A 21,568-nucleotide genomic window follows, 5' to 3' on the forward strand; every position below is an offset into this window, starting at 1 on the left:
AGGTGGATTAGAAACGTCGCAAATCCAGGGTCAGCGGCAGCTCGGCATTGATCACCACTGGCGGCACCTCCAGGCTTCCCGGGCTATGGCCCAGGCGGAAGAAGCGCGCCATGCGCCGGCTTTCCGCCTCGTTGGCATTCACCGGCAGGCTGTCGTAATTGCGCCCGCCGGGGTGGGCCACATGGTATTGGCAGCCGCCCAGGGAGCGCTGCATCCAGGTATCGAGCAGGTCGAACACCAACGGTGCATGCACCGGGATAGTGGGTTGCAGGCAATTGGCCGGCTGCCAGGCGCGGTAACGTACCCCGGCGACAAACTCACCGACCCGCCCGGTGGGATGCAGGGGCAGCGCCACGCCATTGCAGGTCAGCACATGGCGCTCGGGTACCAGGCCGCCGACCTTGACCTGCAGGCGCTCCAGGGAAGAGTCGACATAACGCACCGTGCCACCCGCCGCGCCCTCCTCCCCCAGCACATGCCAGGGCTCCAGGGCCTGGCGCAGTTCCAGCTCGATGCCACTGACGGCGTAATCGCCGACCTTGGGAAAGCGGAACTCCAGGTGCGCGGCAAACCATTCGGCCCGCAGCGGGTAGCCGGCGGCATTCAGCTCCACCAATACATCAGCGAAATCCTGTTCGATAAAGTGCGGCAACAGAAAACGATCGTGCAGTTCGGTGCCCCAGCGCGCCAACCGGGCCGGCGCGTAAGGCTCGCGCCAGAAGCGCGCCACCAGCGCCCGCAACAGCAGCTGCTGGGCCAGGCTCATGCGCGCATGGGGCGGCATTTCAAAGGCCCGCAGCTCCAGCAGGCCAAGGCGCCCGGTGGCGCCATCCGGCGAATACAGCTTGTCGATGCAGAACTCGGCGCGATGGGTGTTGCCGGTGACATCGATCAACAGGTTGCGCAGCAGGCGGTCCACCAACCAGGGCGCGCACTCCTGGCCGGGAGCCGGCATCTGCGCAAAGGCAATCTCCAGCTCGTACAGCGCGTCATTGCGTGCCTCGTCGACCCTCGGTGCCTGGGACGTGGGGCCGATGAACAACCCGGAAAACAGGTAGGACAGCGACGGGTGGTTGTGCCAGTAACTGATCAGGCTGCGCAGCAGGTCGGGGCGCCGCAGGAACGGCGAGTCGGCCGGGGTGGCTCCGCCAAGGACAAAATGGTTGCCGCCACCGGTGCCGGTGTGGCGCCCATCGATCATGAACTTTTCGCTGGTCAGGCGCGTCTGCCGGGCCTGCTCATAGAGAAACTCGGTGCGCTCCACCAACTCGTCCCAACTGACCGAGGGCTGCACGTTGACTTCAATCACCCCCGGGTCCGGGGTCACCCGGAAGTTGCACAAGCGAGGGTCCGCCGGCGGCTCGTAGCCCTCCAGCAAGACCGGGCAGCGCAGCTCCTCGGCCGTGGCCTCGATCACGCTGACCAGTTGCAGGTAATCCTCCAGACGCTCCAGGGGCGGCATGAACAGGTACAACCGCCCCTCGCGCGCCTCGGCGCAGAGCGCGGTACGGGTCAGCCAGCCGGCGGACTCGTCCACCTGGGGCACCCACTCGTCCGCCACTGCCGGCTCATCAATCGCTGCCAGCTGAGCCGCGCCCGCCAGTTCGGGAAAATCCTGGTTCGGATCGGTGGCGTGAATGAACGGATACTCCGCCGCCGTCACCCATGGCTGGGACGCCAGGGGCAAGCGATAGCCCAGGGGCGAATCACCCGGTACCAGCCGGCAATGGCTATCGCGCAGGTACCAGCGCCCGCTCTGCCACTGGTCGCCCTTGGCGGTACGGGCCAAGGGCAGGACCTGGCCGATGACCTTGTCCAGCCCCTGGCTGAAAACCTTGCGCAGGCGCTCCCGCTCCAGGGCATCCTCCAGCCGCGAATCCTCGGCGCTGACATTCAGCGGCAGGCTGCCTTCGCGCCACAGGTAGTAGAAATTGTCCTCGTAGGCGGGAAACACAAAACGCGCAGGCAGCTTCAGACGCTCGGCGACACTGGCCAGAAAACGTCCGGCCAACAGTGCATCGGCGGCGTAATCTTCATGCTCGTCGGCAATCAGCGCGTTGTTGCGCCACACCGGTACACCGTCACGACGCCAGTGGCAATTCAGCGACCAGCGCGGCAGTTGCTCTCCCGGGTACCACTTGCCCTGGCCGAAGTGCACCAGGCCCTGGGGCGCATAGTGCTGGCGCAGGCGCTGGAACAGCTCGCCGGCCAGGCGGCGCTTGTTCGCCCCCAGGGCTGCCGTGTTCCACTCCGGGCCATCGGGATCGTCGATGGCGACGAAAGTCGGTTCGCCGCCCATGGTCAGGCGCACATCCGCCTCCAGCAGGTCGACATCGATCTGCCGGCCCAGGGCCTGGATCGCCAGCCATTGCTCGTCGGTGTAGGGCTTGGTCACCCGGGGCGCTTCCCAGATGCGCTCCACACTCATCTCATGGCTGAATTCGCATTCACAGGGCTCCACCAGCCCGGTGATGGGCGCCGCTGAAGAGGGGTCGGGGCTGCAGGCCAGGGGAATATGCCCTTCCCCGGCGAACAGCCCGGACGTGGCATCCAGGCCGATCCAGCCGGCGCCCGGCAGGTAAACCTCGCACCAGGCATGCAGGTCGGTGAAGTCCACCTCGGTGCCGGAGGGGCCATCCAGGGATTTGACGTCCGCCGTCAGCTGGATCAGGTAGCCGGAGACAAAGCGCGCCGCCAACCCCAGGTTGCGCAGCAATTGCACCAGCAGCCAGGCCGAGTCCCGGCAGGAGCCGGAGGCGTTGAGCAGGGTCTGCTCCGGAGTCTGCACCCCGGGCTCCATGCGGATCAGGTAGGCGATGTCGGCACTCAACCGCTGGTTCAGGCCCACCAGGAAATCCACCGCCGGCAGCGGTGAGCGCGAAATGGCGTCCAGGTAAGCCTGGAACCTCGGCGTCAGGGGCAGGGTTTCCAGGTAGGGCGCCAGCTCGCGCTGTTCATCGGCGGCATAAGCGAAGGGAATCTGCTCGGCGTAGGGTTCGAGGAAGAAATCGAACGGGTTGAACACCGCCATTTCCGCCAGCAGGTCGACTTCGATCCGCAGCTCGCTGGTTTTTTCCGGGAACACCAGACGCGCCAGGTAATTGCCCTGCGGGTCCTGCTGCCAATTGATGAAATGCTGCTCGGGCTGGACCTTCAGCGCATAGGAAAGAATTCGCGTGCGGCTGTGGGCCGCCGGGCGCAGGCGAACGATCTGCGGGCCCAGTTCGACGGCGCGGTCGTAGCGATAGTGCGTGACATGGTGCAATGCGACATGAATCGACACGGCGTGCCTCCTGCGAGCCTGAACGGTGGGAGAACCTGCGCAAGACTTATGCCAGCGCGCAAGTCCATGGGGTTGTTCAGCGACCCTGGGCAGTACAGCACCAAAACCGCGCAATCGATGCATCCCGGTGCAGGCAATTGCACATAAATGCGCCAGAAGGCAGGCGACGAATCAGCCGCGCTTGCGCTGCTGCTTGAAGCGCTGGCGCTGCTGGCGGATCTGCAGCAGCCGTTCGCGCATTTCCCGGTGCCGCTTGCTGTTGAGCAGCAACAGCCCGAGCAGCGGCAGCAACACGCCGAACAGGTACACCCCCTGGTGCGGGTGATACTGAAACATCGGCACCACCCCAAGCAGGCAGGCGACAAAGTAGCCGGCCACCAACCATACCGCGCGGGAAATGCCACGCACTATCAGCAGGTTGCCCAGCACCAGCAGCGGGATCAGTACCAACAGGCCAAACAGCAGGTATTCGTCGCGCTGGGGCGGTGCCATGGCGCGCCAATAAGTGGTGCCGGCCAGGGACAGCAGGAGCGAGGCACTGAAGCAGCCCAGCAGCACGGTGAGCATGAAGGTCGGGAAATAACGTACCAGGAAGTCTCTCATGCGGCCGCCATCTATCACTCGTCGAACTCCTCGTAGAGCCCCACCGCAAGGGTTTTCACCTGGCCAAGAATGCCGGAGCTGATACTCCCGCTGGTACTCAGGGCAGCGCCCAGAGCATCCTGCATCTGGGTCAGGGTGGCGTGGCGGATCTGCGTCGACGAATAGCGTCTGGGCAACGCACCGGCACGCTGTTGCAGCTTCAGCAGCTTGGAGGTCAGGCTCGGGTCCCGCAGGGTCAACAGTTCCTTGGTCAGCTTGGCCCGTTCCTGGCGGTTGAGGCCCTTGAGCAACTGCATCCAGCTTTTGCCGGTGTTCGCCGCCTTGCTGGCCTTGAGCAGCCTGAGAGTGGTCAGCGCCGAACCGCCGACACCCACCAGGGAAATGCCATCGAGAATCGGCGTGACTATGTTGTACCACTCGGCATCGTCCATGCGGTCGTTGGCCGCCGGGTCCTGGATCTCGTTGATCACCCGCGCGCCGCCAATCACGCACTGAGCGGTGCCGGCCATCGCCGCCGAGGCCCCAAGCGCTACCACCCAGACACTGGCACCGGCGGTGAAGGGCACGGCGATGCTGCCGCTGAACACCACCAGCCAGCCGATCACTGCGGCCGTGCAGGCCAGGGTGGTGTTGAAGGATTCAGTGGCCAGCCGCGATTCGCGCGGGTTGTTCTTCACCTGGTCGACGAACTGCTGGGGCGCGATGTAGCGCTTGGCCTCGCGCAAGATCACCCGCTTGGGCACGATGCTGCAGATCGGCCTGAATTCGCGCAGGGTCACGACATTGAAGTCGGCATCGATGTACACCACCCCGGCACCGGCAATCGAGGGATCGGTGTCGATGGCGGCAAACAGACGCGGCAGGTTTATCTGGCTTTCGATCCGTTGGCGGGCAAGAACCTGGGTCAGGCTGAGGTCCCTGATCACTCCGTCTAGTGGGCTGGTCACGCGGTTCATCCTTGGTCTGACGATGTGAATCTGCCTGGTAGCCATGAGCCAGCCAGGCATCGCGGCAATGCAAGCCCGGCAACCTTAACAAAGCCCTGACCGTTTGTTGCTCGCCCGCCGGTAAAAAAATCGATCTCCATAAAAGCAAAACGCCAGCTCGGTGGCTGGCGTTTTGTGGGGTTTAGCGCGGCACTACCGGCTTGCGGGTCGGCTTCTTGCCCTTGGCCGCGTCGGCGCGTTCCTTGGCCGCCTGCTTGTTGCGGGCAAACGCTGCGGCCTTGGCCTGTTCGCGCTTGTCCCAGGCATTGCCGCCGTCGCTGCCGCGAGGAGGTAGCCCGGTGTGCTGGGTAAGGATCTTGGTTTCCTTGGCCACCTTGTGGCTGCCGGCCGGTGTCGAATTCTTACGACGGGCACTCTGGTAGCTGTCGGTAGCCGGCTGGTGGGTCGGAATCAGCTGGTTCTTGCCCGGACCGATCAGGTCGCCACGGCCCATGCGCAGCAGAGCCTCGCGCAGCATCGGCCAGCCCTTCGGATCGTGGTAGCGCAGGAACGCCTTGTGCAGGCGGCGCTGCTCCTCGCTCTTGACGATGGTCACGCCGTCGCTCTTGTAGGTGACCTTGCGCAGCGGGTTCTTGCCCGAGTGGTACATGGCCGTGGCGGTGGCCATCGGCGACGGGTAGAACGCCTGCACCTGGTCCGCGCGAAAGCCGTTGCCCTTGAGCCACAGGGCCAGGTTCATCATGTCTTCATCGGTGGTGCCCGGGTGGGCGGCGATGAAGTACGGAATCAGGTACTGCTCCTTGCCCGCTTCCTTGGAGTATTTCTCGAACATCCGCTTGAAGCGGTCGTAGGTACCAATGCCCGGCTTCATCATCTGATTGAGCGGACCTTCCTCGGTGTGTTCCGGGGCGATCTTCAAGTAGCCGCCCACGTGGTGGGTCACCAGCTCCTTGACGTACTCCGGCGACTCGACCGCGAGGTCGTAGCGCAGGCCGGAAGCGATGAGGATCTTCTTCACCCCGGGCAAGGCACGGGCGCTGCGATACAGCTGGATCAGCGACGAATGGTCGGTGTTCAGGTTCGGACAGATGCCGGGGAACACGCAGGACGGCTTGCGGCACGCGGATTCGATTTCCGGGCTCTTGCAGGCGATGCGGTACATGTTCGCGGTCGGGCCACCGAGGTCGGAAATGACCCCGGTAAAACCTGGAACCTTGTCGCGAATTTCTTCGATCTCGCGAATGATCGACTCTTCGGAACGGTTCTGGATGATCCGCCCTTCGTGCTCGGTGATGGAGCAGAAAGTACAACCGCCGAAGCAGCCGCGCATGATGTTCACCGAGAAACGGATCATGTCGTAGGCCGGGATCTTTTCCTTGCCATAGGCCGGGTGCGGAATGCGCTGATAAGGCATGCCGAACACGTAGTCCATTTCCTCGGTGGTCATGGGAATGGGCGGCGGGTTGAACCACACGTCCACGTCGCCATGCTTCTGCACCAGGGCGCGGGCGTTGCCCGGGTTGGTTTCCAGGTGCAGCACGCGGTTGGCGTGGGCGTACAGGACCGGGTCGTTGCGCACCTTTTCCATGGACGGCAGGCGGATCACGGTCTTGTCCCGAGTCATGCGCGGGCTGGCAAGGATCTGCACCACCTTGGCTTCCTGGGGATCGTCCACCGGGCCCTTTTCCTGCTCGATGGCGCAGGCCTGGGTGTCCTGGGTGTTGACGTAGGGGTTGATGATCTTGTCGATCTTGCCCGGGCGGTCGATACGGGTGGAGTCCACTTCGTACCAGTCCTTGGGCGTGTCGCGGCGGATGAAGGCGGTGCCGCGCACGTCGGTGATGTCTTCGATCTTGTGGCCGTAGGACAGGCGCTGGGCCACTTCGACAATGGCTCGCTCGGCGTTGCCGTACAGCAGGATATCGGCACTGGCGTCGATCAGGATCGAGTTGCGCACCCGGTCCTGCCAGTAGTCGTAGTGGGCGATGCGGCGCAGGGACGCTTCAATGCCGCCGAGAACGATGGGCACGTGCTTGTAGGCTTCCTTGCAGCGCTGGCTGTAGACCAGGCTCGCACGATCCGGGCGTTTGCCCGCCAGGCCACCGGGGGTGTAGGCGTCGTCGGAGCGGATTTTCTTGTCGGCGGTGTAGCGGTTGATCATCGAGTCCATGTTGCCGGCAGCGACACCGAAGAACAGGTTCGGCTCGCCGAGCTTCATGAAGTCGTCTTTGGACTGCCAGTTGGGCTGGGCGATGATCCCGACGCGAAAGCCCTGGGACTCCAGCAGCCGGCCGATGATCGCCATGCCGAACGACGGGTGATCGACGTAGGCATCACCGGTGACGATGATGATGTCGCAGGAATCCCAGCCGAGCTGATCCATCTCCTCCCTGCTCATGGGCAGGAATGGTGCTGGCCCGAAACATTCGGCCCAGTACTTGGGATAGTCAAATAACGGCTTGGCTGCTTGCATGTCGATGACCGGTGTTGGCTTGGATAGGGACGCGTTGATTCACAGGGAAATTCGCGGGCGCGGAATATAGCACAAAAAATAACCAATTCCGACCGTTATGGTCGGAATTCGGTGCAGCCGATTCGCCGGCGAGCCGGCTCCTACAGGCTCCTACAGGCTCCTACAGGCGCCGGCAGGCGGATGGCCGGCGAACGGGCGGGTTATTCGTCGTCGTCGAAGTTGTAGCTGCCCGGAGCAAGGTTCTCGAAGCGGGTGTACTTGCCGATGAACGCCAGGCGGATAAAGCCGATGGGGCCGTTCCGCTGCTTGCCGATGATGATCTCGGCAATGCCCTTGTGCTCGGTTTCCGGGTGATACACCTCGTCCCGGTAGACGAACATGATCACGTCGGCGTCCTGCTCGATCGCTCCGGATTCCCGCAAGTCGGAGTTCACCGGGCGCTTGTTGGGACGTTGTTCCAGGGAGCGGTTGAGCTGGGACAGGGCCACTACCGGGCAGTTGAACTCCTTGGCCAGGGCCTTCAGGGACCGGGAAATCTCGGAAATCTCGTTGGTCCGGTTGTCGCCGCTGGAACCTGGAATCTGCATGAGCTGCAGGTAGTCGATCATGATCATGGCGATATCGCCGTGCTCACGCACCAGGCGCCGGGTCCGCGCACGCATCTCCGAGGGGCTGATGCCCGCGGTGTCGTCGATGAACAGCTTGCGGTCGTTGAGCAGGTTGACCGCCGAGGTCAGGCGTGGCCAGTCGTCGTCTTCCAGCTGGCCGGAACGGACCTTGGTCTGGTCGATGCGGCCCAGGGAGGAGAGCATACGCATGATCAGCGATTCACCTGGCATCTCCAGGGAGTACACCAGCACCGCCTTGTCGCTGCGCAGTACCGCGTTCTCCACCAGGTTCATGGCGAAGGTGGTCTTACCCATGGACGGACGGCCGGCGACGATGATCAAGTCGGCCGGCTGCAGGCCGCTGGTCTTCTCGTCGAGATCGGTATAGCCGGTGGACAGGCCGGTGATGGCGTTGTCCGTGTTGAACAGGGTATCGATGCGGTCGATGGCCTTGGTCAGCAGTTCGTTGACCCCCACCGGGCCGCCGGTCTTGGGCCGCGCTTCGGCGATCTGGAAGATCTGCCGCTCGGCCTCGTCGAGAATCTCTTCGGCGGTGCGCCCTTCCGGGTTGAAGGCACTGTCGGCGATCTCGGTGCTGATGCCGATCAGCTGGCGCAGGGTTGCCCGCTGGCGAACGATCTGCGCATAGGCCTTGATGTTGGCCACCGACGGAGTGTTCTTCGCCAGCTCGCCCAGGTAGCCCAGGCCGCCGACCTGTGAAGTCTGGCCTTCCTTGTCCAGTTGCTCGGACAGGGTGACCACGTCGATGGGCATGTTCTGGTCGGCCAGCTTGGCGATGGCGCGGAAGATCAAACGGTGGTCATGCCGGTAGAAATCGCCGTCGGACACTTGATCCAACACACGTTCCCAGGCGTTGTTGTCCAGCATCAGACCACCGAGCACGGCCTGTTCGGCCTCGATGGAGTGCGGCGGCACCTTCAGGGCAGCGGTTTGCAGATCGTATTGCTCGGGAGCGGAGATATCGTTCATGGCCACTTGGAATTCGGGGGATGAAAATCAGGATCAGCAGAAAGACAAAGGGCACGACCTGTAAACAGGATCGTGCCCGATGTTAACCGTCAGCCACACAAGGTGCCAGACGATTTGGTACTGCTTAAGCAGCCACCACGACAACGCGTACGGTTGCTTCAACTTCAGCGTGCAGGTGCACGGCTACGTCGAATTCACCTACGTTGCGGATGGTGCCGTTCGGCAGACGAACTTCGCTTTTTGCCACTTCAACGCCCGAGGCGGTCAGTGCATCAGCGATGTCGTGGGTGCCGATCGAACCGAACAGCTTGCCTTCGTCACCGGCGGTGGCAGTGATGGTCACTTCCAGCTCAGCCAGTTGCGCAGCGCGAGTTTCGGCAGAAGCCTTCTTCTCTGCAGCCAGTTTTTCCAGCTCGGCACGACGCGCTTCGAACGCAGCCAGGTTGGCAGCGGTAGCAGCGGTGGCTTTGCCGAAAGGCAGCAGGTAGTTACGGCCGTAACCAGCCTTAACGTTTACCTTATCGCCCAGGTTGCCCAGGTTGGCGATTTTTTCCAGCAGGATCAGTTCCATTTGGTAATAACCTCTTAACTTTTAACCTTCACCGTTCGCAGAGCCGTTATCAGCGTCTTTCGGCGCCAAACGACCGCGAAAATCAACCAGACTGTCGACAATGGCCAGGACCACGAGCAACGGATAGATCAGTTGCATGAACGGCAACAGCGTGACGTACAACCCCACCAGCCAGAACCTGGCCAGTCGCCCTTGTGCCACCAGCCCGTGAATCAGGGCCAGCCCGGCAAAAGCCAGCGGGACACTGCACATCGGCGTCAGCATGGCCAGTTGAGGTCCGAAGTTCGGCCCTACCAGCATGCACGCCAGCAGCAACATCGCTGGCCCAAGAGGGATTCTGATGGCGCGAAACTCGCGACCAAAACCACCCGGGTTATACAACACAGCCTGCCAGTAACGCCCAAGAATCAGGCTCAGCACGCTGATGGCTTGCAACAGGGCCGCTATCAGGCCGGTCAGGATCGGTGCAATCAGCGTGGCAAGACGAGCTCGCTCTTCAACCGATAGCTGCTGGTAGACCTCACCCAAGGCCATCGGCAGGATTTTTATCAATTCCTGTGACAGCGCTTCGATCTGAGGGCGGAAAGCCGCACCCAGGACTCCAGCAAACACCAACCCCATCGCTATGCTGACCAGCAGCACGCGGCTCCAGGACTCGCTTGCGCGCAAAACCAACGCAAGACTCGAAGAACCCAGCAGCACCAGAAGTGCCCGCGGGTCATCGAACGTCAGCCACCAGAGCAAAGCTGGCAGCACTCCCAGAGCGAGGACGCCAAGGGCATCCTTCAATCCGCGCCGCAGAAGCACCAGGCTCCCGGCGGCAGCACCCAACCAATACAACAACGGCAATGCCGAACAGCCAGCCACTACCAGAGTGGCCTGCATACGACCGCGCATGATGAACTCAGCTAAGGCGCGCATGCATTCAATCCCTTACTACTTGTCGACTGCCCGATCTCAGCGGCCGTGGCTGTCGGTGTAGGCCAGCAGGGCCAGGAAGCGGGCGCGCTTGATAGCGGTGGCCAGCTGACGCTGATAACGAGCTTTGGTACCGGTGATGCGGCTTGGAACGATTTTGCCGGTCTCGGATACGTAGGCTTTCAGAGTGTTGAGATCTTTGTAATCGATCTCTTTCACGTCTTCAGCGGTGAAGCGGCAGAATTTACGACGACGGAAGAAACGTGCCATGTAATTGGCTCCTCAAAAGGTCCGTGGATTACTCGTCAGCGTTATCGCTGGCGTCGCTGTTGTCGCTGTCATCGCCATCGGCGCTGTCAGCATGCTCAGGACGGTCACGACGCTCACGGCGCTCACTGCGGTTTTCTTCAGCCTTGAGCATCTCGGATTGGCCAGTGATGGCTTCTTCGCGACGGATGACCAGGTTACGGATCACAGCATCGTTGTAACGGAAGTTGTCTTCCAGCTCAGCCAGGGCTTTACCGGTGCACTCAACGTTCAGCATCACGTAGTGAGCCTTGTGAACATTGTTGATTGCGTAGGCCAGTTGACGACGGCCCCAGTCTTCCAGACGGTGGATTTTGCCGCCGTCTTCTTCGATCAGCTTGGTGTAACGCTCAACCATGCCGCCGACTTGCTCGCTTTGATCCGGGTGGACCAAAAAGATGATTTCGTAATGACGCATGAATGCTCCTTACGGGTTGTAGCCTGCCGCCTATAAGCGGTCAGACAAGGAGTGAATGACACTGGTGTGTCTTGCCTGGTAGTAGGCACATATGCGCCTGCCGTCACGGCAAGGGGCGCAATTGTAGAGAAGGGGGAACAGCGGCGCAAGGCAATTGGTGATTATTTGAACAACCACCTGCGGGAGCCGGCGTGCCGACGATGGACGGCAGCACGCGCCTCGCCGGCAAGCCGGCTCCTGCAACTGCGGGTCAGGCTTTCTTGGCGCCGGCCTTGGCCTTGGCACCGCGCTGGCGCATGGCTTCGAACAGGCACACGCCAGTGGCCACGGAGACGTTGAGGCTGCTGACGCTGCCGGCCATCGGCAGGCGTACCAGGTAGTCGCAGTGCTCGCGGGTCAGGCGACGCATGCCCTTGCCTTCGGCCCCCATGATGATGATGGTCGGGCCGGTCAGGTCCTGGTCGTACAGTTCCTGTTCGGCCTCGCCGGCGGTGCCGACGATCCACAGCCCACGCTGCTGGAGCTTCTCCAGGGTGCGGGCCAGGTTGGTCACGGCTACCAGCGGAATCACTTCGGCGGCGCCGCAGGCCACTTTGCGCACGGTCGGAGTCAGGGTCGCCGACTTGTCCTTGGGCACCAGCACTGCCAGGGCACCGGCCGCATCGGCAGTACGCAGGCAGGCCCCGAGGTTATGCGGGTCGGTCACACCGTCCAGCACCAGCAGCAACGGCGCGCCTTCGGTACGGTCCAGCAGCTCGTCGAGCATGGCCTCGCCCCACACCTGGCTCGGGCTGACTTCCGCCACTACGCCCTGGTGCACGCCTTCAACCCATGCGTCCATCTCACGACGCTCGGCCTGGCCAACCGAAACACGGTTCTGCGCAGCCAGGTCCACCAGCACCTGAACCCGTGGATCACTGCGCCCTTCAGCCAACCAGATCTGCTTGACCCGCTTGGGATGGTGACGCAGCAACGCTTCTACGGCATGCACGCCGTAGATCTTTTCCAACTGACTCATGACTTGGCCTTAGGTTTGCGCGCCCCGCCGCTTTTAGCGCCGGAAGCGGAGCCCGCCTTGGGCGGACCTTTACGATGTTTGCTCGGCTTGGCGGGCTTTTCGCCAGCGCGCGAGGGCGCCGGCTTACCGGACTTTCCCGCAGACGTCGCTTTACCACCGCCCTTGGCTTCGGCCAGCAGCGCCCGCTTCATTTCACGGCTTTTGCGCACTTCGGCGTTTTTCGCTGCTGCGTCGCTTGGACGATAAGCCTCGACCGCCTTTTCCTTGGCGGAGCTGCGACGCCCCGCCTTGGCTGGAGCCGGCTCTTCCACGACCTTGCTGGCAGGTACGTCCGCGGCGCCACGCTTCTTGCGGCCGATCGGTGCGTTGATGGTCTTCTCGGCCATTTCGAAATCGATCTTGCGCTCGTCCAGGTCGACGCGCATGACCCGCACTTCCACAGTATCGCCCAGGCGGAAGCTGCGACCGGTGCGTTCGCCCGCCAGGCGGTGATGCACAGGGTCGAAGTGGTAGTAGTCCCCCGGCAAGGCGGTGACGTGCACCAGGCCCTCGACGTAGATGTCGGTCAACTCGACGAACAGGCCGAAACCGGTCACCGCGGTGATCACACCCGGGAAGGACTCGCCCACACGATCCTTCATGAACTCGCACTTGAGCCAATTCACTACGTCCCGCGTAGCCTCATCGGCACGACGCTCGCTCATCGAGCACTGCTCGCCGAGCTGCTCCAGGGTCGCTTCGTCGTACGGATAGATACGCGCCTTCGGAATGGTCATCGCCCCGGCGCGACGCACGTGCGGCGTGTCCTGCTTGGAGTGGATGACGCTGCGGATGGCCCGATGGGTCAACAGGTCCGGGTAGCGACGGATCGGCGAGGTGAAGTGGGTATAGGCTTCGTAATTCAGGCCGAAGTGGCCCTGGTTATCAGCGCTGTACACCGCCTGGCTCAGGGAGCGCAGCATCACGGTCTGGATCAGGTGGTAATCCGGACGGTCCTTGATGGTTTCCAGCAATGCCTGGTAGTCCTTCGGCGTCGGGCCATCCTTGCCCTTATGCAGGGACAGGCCCAGCTCGCCGAGGAAGGCGCGCAGTTTTTCCAGACGCTCCGGCGGCGGACCATCGTGCACCCGGTACAGGGCCGGAATCTCGTGCTTCTTGAGGAACTCGGCGGTGGCCACGTTGGCCGCCAGCATGCATTCCTCGATCAGCTTGTGCGCATCATTGCGTGTAGTCGGACGAATTTCGGCGATCTTGCGCTCGGAACCGAAGATGATCCGGGTTTCCTGGGTCTCGAAGTCGATGGCGCCCCGGGTATGACGAGCCCCCAGCAAGACCTTGTACAGCGCATACAGCTGCTTCAGGTGCGGCAGGACATCGCCGTATTCACCGCGCAACTGCTTGGCTTCGCTGGTTTTCGGCTGCTCGAGCATGGTGCTGACCTTGTTGTAGGTCAGACGCGCCTTGGAGTGGATCACCGCTTCGTAGAACTGGTAATCGGTCATCTCGCCGGACTTGGAGATGGTCATCTCGCAAACCATGGCCAGGCGATCGACTTTCGGGTTCAGCGAGCACAGGCCGTTGGACAGTTGCTCGGGCAGCATCGGGATCACCCGCTCGGGGAAGTAGACCGAGTTGCCGCGCACCTGGGCTTCGGCATCCAGAGCCGAACCGATCTTCACGTAACTGGAGACGTCGGCAATCGCCACATACAGCTTCCAGCCACCACCAAACAGGCGCAGCTTGCCGGGCTTGGCTTCGCAGAAAACAGCGTCGTCGAAGTCGCGGGCGTCTTCGCCGTCGATGGTGACGAAAGGCAGATCACGCAGATCGATGCGCTTCTCTTTGTCCTTCTCTTCCACTTCGGGCTTGAGCTTGCCGGCTTCCTTGAGCACCGCCTCTGGCCAGACATGAGGAATATCGTAGGTGCGCAGGGCAACGTCGATTTCCATGCCCGGTGCCATGTAGTTGCCCACCACTTCCACCACATCACCTTGCGGCTGGAAGCGCGGCGTCGGCCAGTGAGTGATCTTCACTTCGACGAACTGACCGATCTTGGCATTGGCATTGCGCCCCGGCGTTACCAGCACTTCCTGCTGGATCTTCGGGTTGTCTGCCACCACGAAACCGATGCCACCTTCTTCGAAGTAGCGACCGACGATGCTTTCATGGGCACGGGACACCACTTCGACGATCACGCCTTCGCGACGGCCGCGGCGATCCAGGCCGGAAACCCGGGCCAGGGCGCGGTCGCCATCGAATACCAGGCGCATTTGCGCCGGGCTCATGAACAGGTCGTCGCTACCGTCATCCGGCACCAGGAAGCCGAAGCCGTCGCGGTGACCGCTGATACGGCCGAGAATCAGGTCGAGCTTGTCCACCGGCGCATAGGTGCCGCGGCGGGTATAGATCAGTTGAGCGTCGCGCTCCATGGCGCGCAGGCGGCGGCGCAGGGCTTCCAGCTGGTCTTCCGTGGTCAGACCGAACTCTTCGACCAACTGCTCGCGACTAGCAGGCGAACCCCGGTCAGCAAGGTGCTGAAGGATGAGTTCGCGGCTAGGAATAGGGTTTTCGTATTTTTCCGCTTCACGAGCGGCCTCGGGATCGAGGGACTGCCAATCGGCCATTAGATAAATTTCACCTTGTCTATATGCGGGTTAGTTTGGCATACGCGTATTGAAACGGGAAATTTCAGGCTCAGACAACCTGGGAATAATCCTCGCCATCGCCTCAGAAACATCGTCACGCATACCGCCGGAGACTTTTTTCAAACTTTTTTGAAATCTGGGGTTTACAGCTCAAAAGAGCCTCCGTATAGTGCGCGCCATCGACGACGGAGACGTCAGCGATACTGCCCAGATGGTGAAATTGGTAGACACGCCAGCTTCAGGTGCTGGTGGCCGCAAGGCCGTGGAAGTTCGAGTCTTCTTCTGGGCACCAATTCAAGAGCTTGAGATTAGATCAGTTTCAAGGCTCGAACAAAAACCCGCGAAAGCGGGTTTTTGCATTCTAAGTGTTTGATTTAATAAAACCAAAACAGGGGTTTACAGATCAAAACGCTGTCCGTATAGTGCGCTCCATCGACACGGCGACGACGTCGATACTGCCCAGATGGTGAAATTGGTAGACACGCCAGCTTCAGGTGCTGGTGACCGCAAGGTCGTGGAAGTTCGAGTCTTCTTCTGGGCACCAATTCAAAACTTGAGAGCATCGCTTTCAAGTCTCACAAAAACCCGCGAAAGCGGGTTTTTGCGTTTCTGCCCCCTGATATTTCCCCGCGCCATCGCCTTCCTCCGCATCCGCAAAGCGCACATGAGAAACGATATCGTTTATGATTGTTACAAGTTTTTGCGGCACTACAGTGAGGAAACCTGCGAATGATGTTCAGAAATACCCTCCTTCCAACATCCCTTCTGCGTGGCTTGACCATCACTTTGCTGGGGCTGACCCTGGCATCCCCCTTCACCCAGGCAGCCGATCCGGTTTCCCTGACCCTGTACAACGGTCAGCACAAGGAAGTCGGCGACGCGGTAGCCAAGGCTTTCGAAGCCAAGACCGGCATCCATGTGAATGTCCGCAAGGGCAGCAGCAATCAACTGGCCAGCCAGGTTGTCGAAGAAGGCGACCGCTCCCCCGCTGATGTGATCTACACCGAAGAATCCCCTCCCCTGAACAAACTCGGCGAGCAGGGCCTGCTGGCCCAGACCGACACCACGACCCTGGCCGTACTGCCCAAGGAATATGTTGCGGGCAACGGCACCTGGATCGGTGTCACCGCGCGCGTACGAGTCGTCGCCTTCAACCCGAAACTGATCGACGAAAAAGACCTGCCCAAGTCGGTGATGGAATTTTCCCAGCCGCAGTGGCAAGGCAAGGTTGGCTTCGTGCCCACCAGTGGCGCCTTCCAGGAACAGGCCGTGGCCATCATCAAGATGCACGGCAGGGATGCTGCCGAAGAATGGCTGACCGGCCTGCGGGCTTTCGGCAAGGTCTACAGCAACAACATGGTGGCCCTCAAAGCCGTGGAAAACGGCGAAGTGGCCACGGTCCTGGTGAACAACTACTACTGGTTTGCCCTGCAACGGGAAAAAGGCCAGCTCGACTCGAAACTGCACTACTTCATGGGCGGCGACGTCGGCGGCCTGATCACCGTGTCCAGCGCAGCCGTACTCAAGTCCAGCAAGCATCCGAAAGAGGCCCAGCAGCTTCTGGCCTACATGGCCAGCGAAGAAGGCCAGCGGGTGATTACCCAGACCACGGCCGAGTACCCGCTGCATAAAGGCATGCAGTCCGATCGTGGACTCAAGCCCTTCAATGAACTGGAAGCCCCGAAGGTGACCCCAGCCGATCTCGGCAATGCCGAGGAAGCCCTGGACCTGGAACGTGACGTCGGCCTGAACTGATGAATCCATCGCCATCCGCTTCCGCCTTGCGCACCACCTTCGTGCCGAGGCGCAAGCGGCCTTCGATCTGGCTACTGCTGCCAGTCCTGCTACTGGTCTGCCTGAGCCTGTTGCCACTGTTATATGTCGGCCTCAAGGCCTGGCAGGCCGGCTGGGCTGAAGCCCTGCACCTGCTGTGGCGCCCCTATGTGTTGCGCCTGCTGAGCAATACCCTGCTGCTGATGCTCGGCGTGACCCTTGCCTGCGCCGTGCTCGGCCTGTCCCTGGCCTGGCTGCTGGAACGCAGCGATTTGCCGGGAAGGCGGATCTGGGGCGTGGTGCTGTGCTTGCCCTTCGCCGTACCGGCCTTTGTCAGCAGCTTCACTTGGGTATCCCTGAGCGCCGGGTTCGAAGAACTGGGCGGCGCGATCCTGGTGATGACCCTGTCCAAATACCCGCTGGTGTTCCTGCCGGTGGCGGCCACCCTGCGTAATCTCGACCCCTCCCTGGAGGAATCGGCGCGGACCCTGGGGCAAAATCGCTGGGGCGTGTTCTTCAAGATAACCCTGCCCTTGCTCTGGCCTTCATTGCTGGCCGGCTCGCTGCTGATTGCCCTGCATATGCTGGTGGAGTTCGGCGCCCTGTCGATCATCGGCCTGCAGACCTTCACCACCGCCATCTACCAGCAATTCGAGCTGGAGTTCAGCAATGCCAACGCCGCCATGCTGTCGGCCGTGTTGCTGGCGCTGTGCCTGCTGCTGCTGGGGCTGGAACTGCGCGTCCGTGGCAAGGGCCGCCATGTACGCACTGGCCAGGGCGCAGCCAGGCACGCCGAACAGGTACGCCTGGGGGGCTGGAGCATCAGCGGACAACTTTACTGCCTGATGCTGGCGCTGATCGGCAGCGGTGTCCCCCTGGGCATGCTTGCCTATTGGCTGGCCGTCGGTTCATCGGCAGCCTTCCCCGTCGCGGCAATCAGCGAAGCATTGCTGTCTTCACTGGCCCTGTCCCTGGGCGGCGCCGGCCTGTGCCTGGTGCTGGCAGTGCCGGTGGGCCTGCTGGTGGTGCGCTACAAGGGGCGCCTGGCCATCTGGGCAGAGCGCCTGCCCTATCTGCTGCATGCCCTGCCAGGGCTGGTGATCGCCCTGACCCTGGTGTATTTCGCGCTGCACTATGTGCCGGTGCTGTACCAGACCTCGGCGCTGCTGCTGATTGCCTATGCCCTGCTGTTCCTGCCCCTGGCCCAGGCGCCGATCCGCACCGCGCTGAACAAGGCCGCGCCACAGCTGGAAGAAGCAGCAAGAACCCTCGGCGCATCGTCGTTCAGCGCCTTTTGCCGAGTGACCCTGCCGATCATCTTCCCGGCGCTGGGCGCGGCTTTCGCCCTGGTCTTTCTGGATGCGATGAAGGAACTGACAGCGACCCTGCTGCTCAGCCCAACCGGGCTCAACACCCTGGCCACAGAAGTGTGGGCGCATACGGCGAATGTGGAGTTTGCAGCGGCGGCACCTTATGCGGCGCTGTTGATACTGGTGTCAGGGCTACCGGTCTATCTGCTGACAACGCGGATGTATTTGAGTCGCTGAGAGGTGGCAAGCCGGCTCCTGCAGTAAGGTGGCAGGAGCCAGCTTGCCGGCCAGGCATCAGGCGCGGAACTGACCGAGGCTGGCCTTGAGCTGCGCCGCCAGGCTGTCCAGTACCTTGCCGCTGGCGGTGGTTTCTACCACGGCCTGAGCCGCCCGCTCGGCCTGGGCATGGATGGTTTCCACCCGCCCACGCACCGCCTGCGCGCCCTGCGCCTGATGGGCCGCAGCCTGGGTGGCCAGGCCAATCGCGGCGTGCACCTGCTCTACCGAAGACTGCACCGATTGTTGCAGGCGAGCACTGTCGCGCAGCACCAGCAAGCCCTCGCTGGCCTGACGCCCGGCCTGACCGATAGCCGCTACGGCCTCCCGCGCGCCCTGCTGCAGGGCACCGATATGGGCCTGGATATCGCCAGTGGAGCTTTGCGTCTTGCTGGCCAGGGCCCGCACCTCATCCGCCACCACGGCAAATCCGCGCCCGGTCTCGCCGGCGCGCGCGGCCTCGATCGCAGCGTTCAATGCCAGCAGGTTGGTTTGCTCGGCAATGCCATGGATCACCGTCAGCACCACCTCGATCTGCTCGCTCTGCTGGGCCAGGCGCTCGATCACCTTGGCCCCAGTATCCACTTGCCCCGCCAGCGCCTCGATCAGGCTGCCGACCTGCTCGGAGGTGCGGGTAGTCTCGTCCGTCGCCTGACGAATCTCCACCACCTGCTGCAGTGCGGCCTGCATCGCCTGGCTTTCCGCCTGGGCTTCATCGGCCATCTGCGACAACGCCCGCAGGCTCTCTGCCACCTCATCACGCTGCGCTTCGGCTGCGGCATCAGCCCCGGCATTACGCTGGCTCATGGCGCCGATCTCGACGCCTGTGCGCTGGGCCACATCCCCCGCTTCCCGCACGATGGGCTGCAACTTATCCACAAAGCGATTCACCGCCGAGGCCATGTCGCCAATCTCATCATTGCTGTTGAGCGGCACACGCTTGGTCAGGTCACCTTCGCCCGCTGCCAGGTCATTGAGCGCAGCGATCAGCAAATGCAGCTTGCTCACCACGCGACGCCCCAGCACCACTGCCAGCAACAGCAGCAGGGCCAGGCCAACCAGCGCCAGGCCGACGCCGATCTGCCAGCGCAAGGTGGCCGCCGCCTCCTGCACCGTGCTCGCGGTATTGGCCTGCATCTGTGCCGCCGTACCCTGGGCCGACTGCAAGCGCGAGCGCATGGCCGCCGAGCTGTCGGCAGAAGCTCCCTTGAGGCTGTCGCCAACCAACTGATCGCTGCTGGCAATCAAGGCACTGAAACGCTGATCCAGGGCGGCGATATCGGCCTCCACCGACGCGGTGGAGACTCCCATCAGCACCTTGCCGATTTCCACGCCATTGGGATTGATCGAGGCTTCAAGGTAGTACACCGAAGGATCGTTCTTCGCTGCATCCAGGACTTTGTCCAGCGCCCGGTCGCCCTTGCCCTTTTCCAGCAGCGCCTTGTTGATCGGGTTTTCACGATTCAGGTAGCGGGTCAGGTGCTCTCCCGCCGCATCGTCATAAACCACGAACAACACATTGGGGTTGCGCTGAGCCCGTCGGGCGAACTCGGACAAGGTCGGCACATCACTGTCCCACATGGCGCGAGGCGCCACGGAGGCCAGCAACTGAGCCATGTCATTGGCAGAGTCCTTCAGGTCCTTCTCCAGCGCTGCACGCAGCTGTACCTGTTCTTCCTTGAGACGCGAAGACAGGCCGGCCGTGAGGCGTTGGCGGGTACTGCTGGAAAGACTCTCCAGACTGGAGGTGACTTCTTTGCCCGCCTGCTCGAGCTCGCCAGCCAATTTCTGGCTGTCGCCGCCCAGGCGCGAAGCCAGATCCGCCTCGAGGGCAGTCACTGTGCTCCGAGTCAGGGCAACCGCTACCAGCACTTGCACCAAAAGGGCGATACCGAGAGTAACGAACACAGGCCGTAGTAAACGGCTTTGTAACAGTGAGAGAACGGCCGACACAGGAAATCCCTCTACTTTTGACGCCATTATTCTGATGGCACTCTAGAAGTGGATTTCACAGCAAGGGTCGTGCCGCGTGGCAGGCAGAAACGACAAAGGGCCCGATTAAGGGCCCTTTGTTTTTTACATCAACGACTTATCAAGCGAACGGATGACGCAGAACGATGGTCTCGTTGCGGTCCGGGCCTGTCGAAATAATGTCGATCGGCGCGCCGACCAACTCTTCGATGCGCTTGATGTAGGCCTGGGCGGCGGCAGGCAGCTCTTCCAGGGTCTTGGCACCCAGGGTCGACTCGCTCCAGCCCGGCATCTGCTCGTACACCGGCTCCAGGCCGATGTAGCTGTCGGCGTCGGTTGGCGCGTCGATGACTGCACCATCCTGGTTCTTGTAGCCGACACAGATATTGATGGTTTCCAGGCCGTCCAGAACGTCCAGCTTGGTCAGGCACAGGCCCGAGATGCTGTTGACGTCGATGGCGCGACGCAGGATCACGGCATCGAACCAGCCGCAGCGACGAGCGCGGCCGGTGGTGGCGCCGAACTCATGACCACGCTTGGCCAGGAAAGCGCCGATGTCGTCGAACAGCTCGGTCGGGAACGGGCCCGAGCCTACGCGAGTGGTATAGGCCTTGGTGATGCCCAGGATGTAGTCCAGGTACATCGGACCCACGCCCGAACCGGTGGCGATACCACCAGCAGTGGTGTTGGAGCTGGTGACATACGGGTAGGTGCCGTGGTCGATGTCCAGCAACGAACCCTGAGCGCCTTCGAACATGATGTCCTTGCCGGCGCGGCGCAGCTGGTGCAGCTCGGCAGTCACGTCGAGCATCATCGGCTTGAGCAGTTCGGCGTATTCCATGCACTCGTCCAGGGTCTTCTGGAAGTCGATGGCCGGCTCTTTGTAGTAATTCACCAGAACGAAGTTGTGGTAGTCCAGCAGCTCGCCCAGCTTGGCGGCGAAACGCTCGCGGTGGAACAGATCGCCGATGCGCAGGCCACGACGTGCAACCTTGTCTTCGTAAGCCGGGCCGATGCCGCGGCCGGTGGTACCGATCTTCTGCTCGCCACGGGCTTTCTCGCGGGCCTGGTCCAGGGCCACGTGATAGGACAGGATCAGCGGGCAGGACGGGCTGATACGCAGGCGCTCGCGCACCGGCACACCCTTCTCTTCCAGCTTGACGATTTCACGCATCAAGGCATCCGGAGCTACCACCACACCGTTACCGATCAGGCACTGCACGCCTTCGCGCAGCACACCGGACGGAATCAGGTGCAGGACGGTCTTCTCACCGTCGATCACCAGGGTGTGGCCAGCGTTGTGGCCACCCTGGTAGCGCACTACGGCGGCGGCATGTTCGGTCAGCAGATCAACGATCTTGCCTTTGCCCTCATCACCCCATTGGGTGCCCAGGACTACGACATTCTTACCCATAACACTTGTCCTCATTCGCGCAAACTTGGTGCCGGCAGCCGCCG

Annotated in this window: 15 protein-coding genes and 2 tRNA genes; 4 read left to right on the forward strand and 13 right to left on the reverse strand. The window is 62.2% G+C overall.

Annotated elements, in window-relative coordinates; genetic code table 11:
• Positions 1-7: 7 nt before the first annotated feature.
• The 11 genes from M2395_RS30920 to rnr all read right to left on the reverse strand — a co-directional run bounded on the left by M2395_RS30920 (position 8) and on the right by rnr (position 14,759).
• Positions 8-3,283 carry a DUF2126 domain-containing protein gene (locus tag M2395_RS30920; protein ID WP_123431197.1) on the reverse strand — a complete coding sequence of 1,092 codons (3,276 nt, stop codon included), beginning with the start codon at positions 3,281-3,283 and terminating at the stop codon, positions 8-10.
• A 171-nt stretch (positions 3,284-3,454) separates the two neighbouring features.
• Positions 3,455-3,904: a hypothetical protein gene (locus tag M2395_RS30925; RefSeq protein ID WP_011058954.1), complete on the reverse strand. Its 450-nt coding sequence runs from the start codon at positions 3,902-3,904 to the stop codon at positions 3,455-3,457.
• A complete protein-coding gene (locus M2395_RS30930; RefSeq protein WP_220802981.1) occupies positions 3,901-4,842 on the reverse strand; it encodes an NAD synthetase in 942 nt (313 codons plus the stop codon). Before M2395_RS30930 ends, M2395_RS30925 begins: the two co-directional genes overlap by 4 nt.
• Positions 4,843-5,014: 172 nt before the next feature.
• Positions 5,015-7,306: a YgiQ family radical SAM protein gene (locus tag M2395_RS30935; RefSeq protein WP_123431199.1), complete on the reverse strand. Its 2,292-nt coding sequence runs from the start codon at positions 7,304-7,306 to the stop codon at positions 5,015-5,017.
• A 200-nt stretch (positions 7,307-7,506) separates the two neighbouring features.
• Positions 7,507-8,904 carry a replicative DNA helicase gene (dnaB, locus tag M2395_RS30940; protein ID WP_011058951.1) on the reverse strand — a complete coding sequence of 466 codons (1,398 nt, stop codon included), beginning with the start codon at positions 8,902-8,904 and terminating at the stop codon, positions 7,507-7,509.
• Positions 8,905-9,028: 124 nt separating this feature from the next.
• Positions 9,029-9,475 (reverse strand): 50S ribosomal protein L9, encoded by a 447-nt coding sequence (gene rplI, locus M2395_RS30945; protein ID WP_007921484.1) that lies wholly within the window; start codon positions 9,473-9,475, stop codon positions 9,029-9,031.
• Positions 9,476-9,496: 21 nt separating this feature from the next.
• Complete coding sequence (locus M2395_RS30950) at positions 9,497-10,396, reverse strand: hypothetical protein (RefSeq protein ID WP_011058950.1); 900 nt, start codon at positions 10,394-10,396, stop codon at positions 9,497-9,499.
• 36 nt (positions 10,397-10,432) lie between these two features.
• The gene (rpsR, locus tag M2395_RS30955; protein ID WP_002551829.1) at positions 10,433-10,663 is read right to left on the reverse strand and encodes a 30S ribosomal protein S18; all 231 of its coding nucleotides are present in this window, start codon (positions 10,661-10,663) and stop codon (positions 10,433-10,435) included.
• 28 nt (positions 10,664-10,691) lie between these two features.
• Positions 10,692-11,117, reverse strand: a complete 426-nt coding sequence (gene rpsF / locus M2395_RS30960; RefSeq protein WP_011058949.1) for a 30S ribosomal protein S6 — start codon at positions 11,115-11,117, stop codon at positions 10,692-10,694.
• Between the two features lie 250 nt (positions 11,118-11,367).
• Entirely contained in the window at positions 11,368-12,135 is a 768-nt protein-coding gene (rlmB, locus tag M2395_RS30965) for a 23S rRNA (guanosine(2251)-2'-O)-methyltransferase RlmB (protein ID WP_015633942.1), read from the reverse strand.
• Positions 12,132-14,759, reverse strand: coding sequence for a ribonuclease R (rnr, locus tag M2395_RS30970; RefSeq protein WP_015633941.1), 2,628 nt, complete (start codon positions 14,757-14,759; stop codon positions 12,132-12,134). The genes rlmB and rnr overlap by 4 nt, the downstream gene beginning before the upstream one ends.
• 226 nt (positions 14,760-14,985) lie before the next feature.
• On the opposite strand from rnr, the gene M2395_RS30975 reads away from it, so the two are divergent.
• The 4 genes from M2395_RS30975 to M2395_RS30990 all read left to right on the forward strand — a co-directional run bounded on the left by M2395_RS30975 (position 14,986) and on the right by M2395_RS30990 (position 18,100).
• Positions 14,986-15,072, forward strand: a tRNA-Leu gene (locus tag M2395_RS30975).
• Between the two features lie 165 nt (positions 15,073-15,237).
• Positions 15,238-15,324 (forward strand) — tRNA-Leu (locus M2395_RS30980).
• A gap of 185 nt (positions 15,325-15,509) precedes the next feature.
• Positions 15,510-16,535 carry an extracellular solute-binding protein gene (locus M2395_RS30985; protein WP_011058946.1) on the forward strand — a complete coding sequence of 342 codons (1,026 nt, stop codon included), beginning with the start codon at positions 15,510-15,512 and terminating at the stop codon, positions 16,533-16,535.
• Entirely contained in the window at positions 16,535-18,100 is a 1,566-nt protein-coding gene (locus M2395_RS30990) for an iron ABC transporter permease (RefSeq protein WP_123431200.1), read from the forward strand. Before M2395_RS30985 ends, M2395_RS30990 begins: the two co-directional genes overlap by 1 nt.
• A 57-nt stretch (positions 18,101-18,157) precedes the next feature.
• Here the strand turns inward: M2395_RS30990 and M2395_RS30995 are convergent, their stop codons facing one another.
• Both M2395_RS30995 and M2395_RS31000 read right to left on the reverse strand, forming a co-directional pair.
• Positions 18,158-20,092, reverse strand: coding sequence for a methyl-accepting chemotaxis protein (locus tag M2395_RS30995; protein WP_011058944.1), 1,935 nt, complete (start codon positions 20,090-20,092; stop codon positions 18,158-18,160).
• A gap of 139 nt (positions 20,093-20,231) precedes the next feature.
• Positions 20,232-21,524: an adenylosuccinate synthase gene (locus tag M2395_RS31000; RefSeq protein ID WP_011058943.1), complete on the reverse strand. Its 1,293-nt coding sequence runs from the start codon at positions 21,522-21,524 to the stop codon at positions 20,232-20,234.
• Positions 21,525-21,568: the final 44 nt, after the last annotated feature.

This window comes from Pseudomonas sp. BIGb0176 (assembly GCF_024810175.1).
Taxonomy (GTDB): domain Bacteria; phylum Pseudomonadota; class Gammaproteobacteria; order Pseudomonadales; family Pseudomonadaceae; genus Aquipseudomonas; species Aquipseudomonas protegens.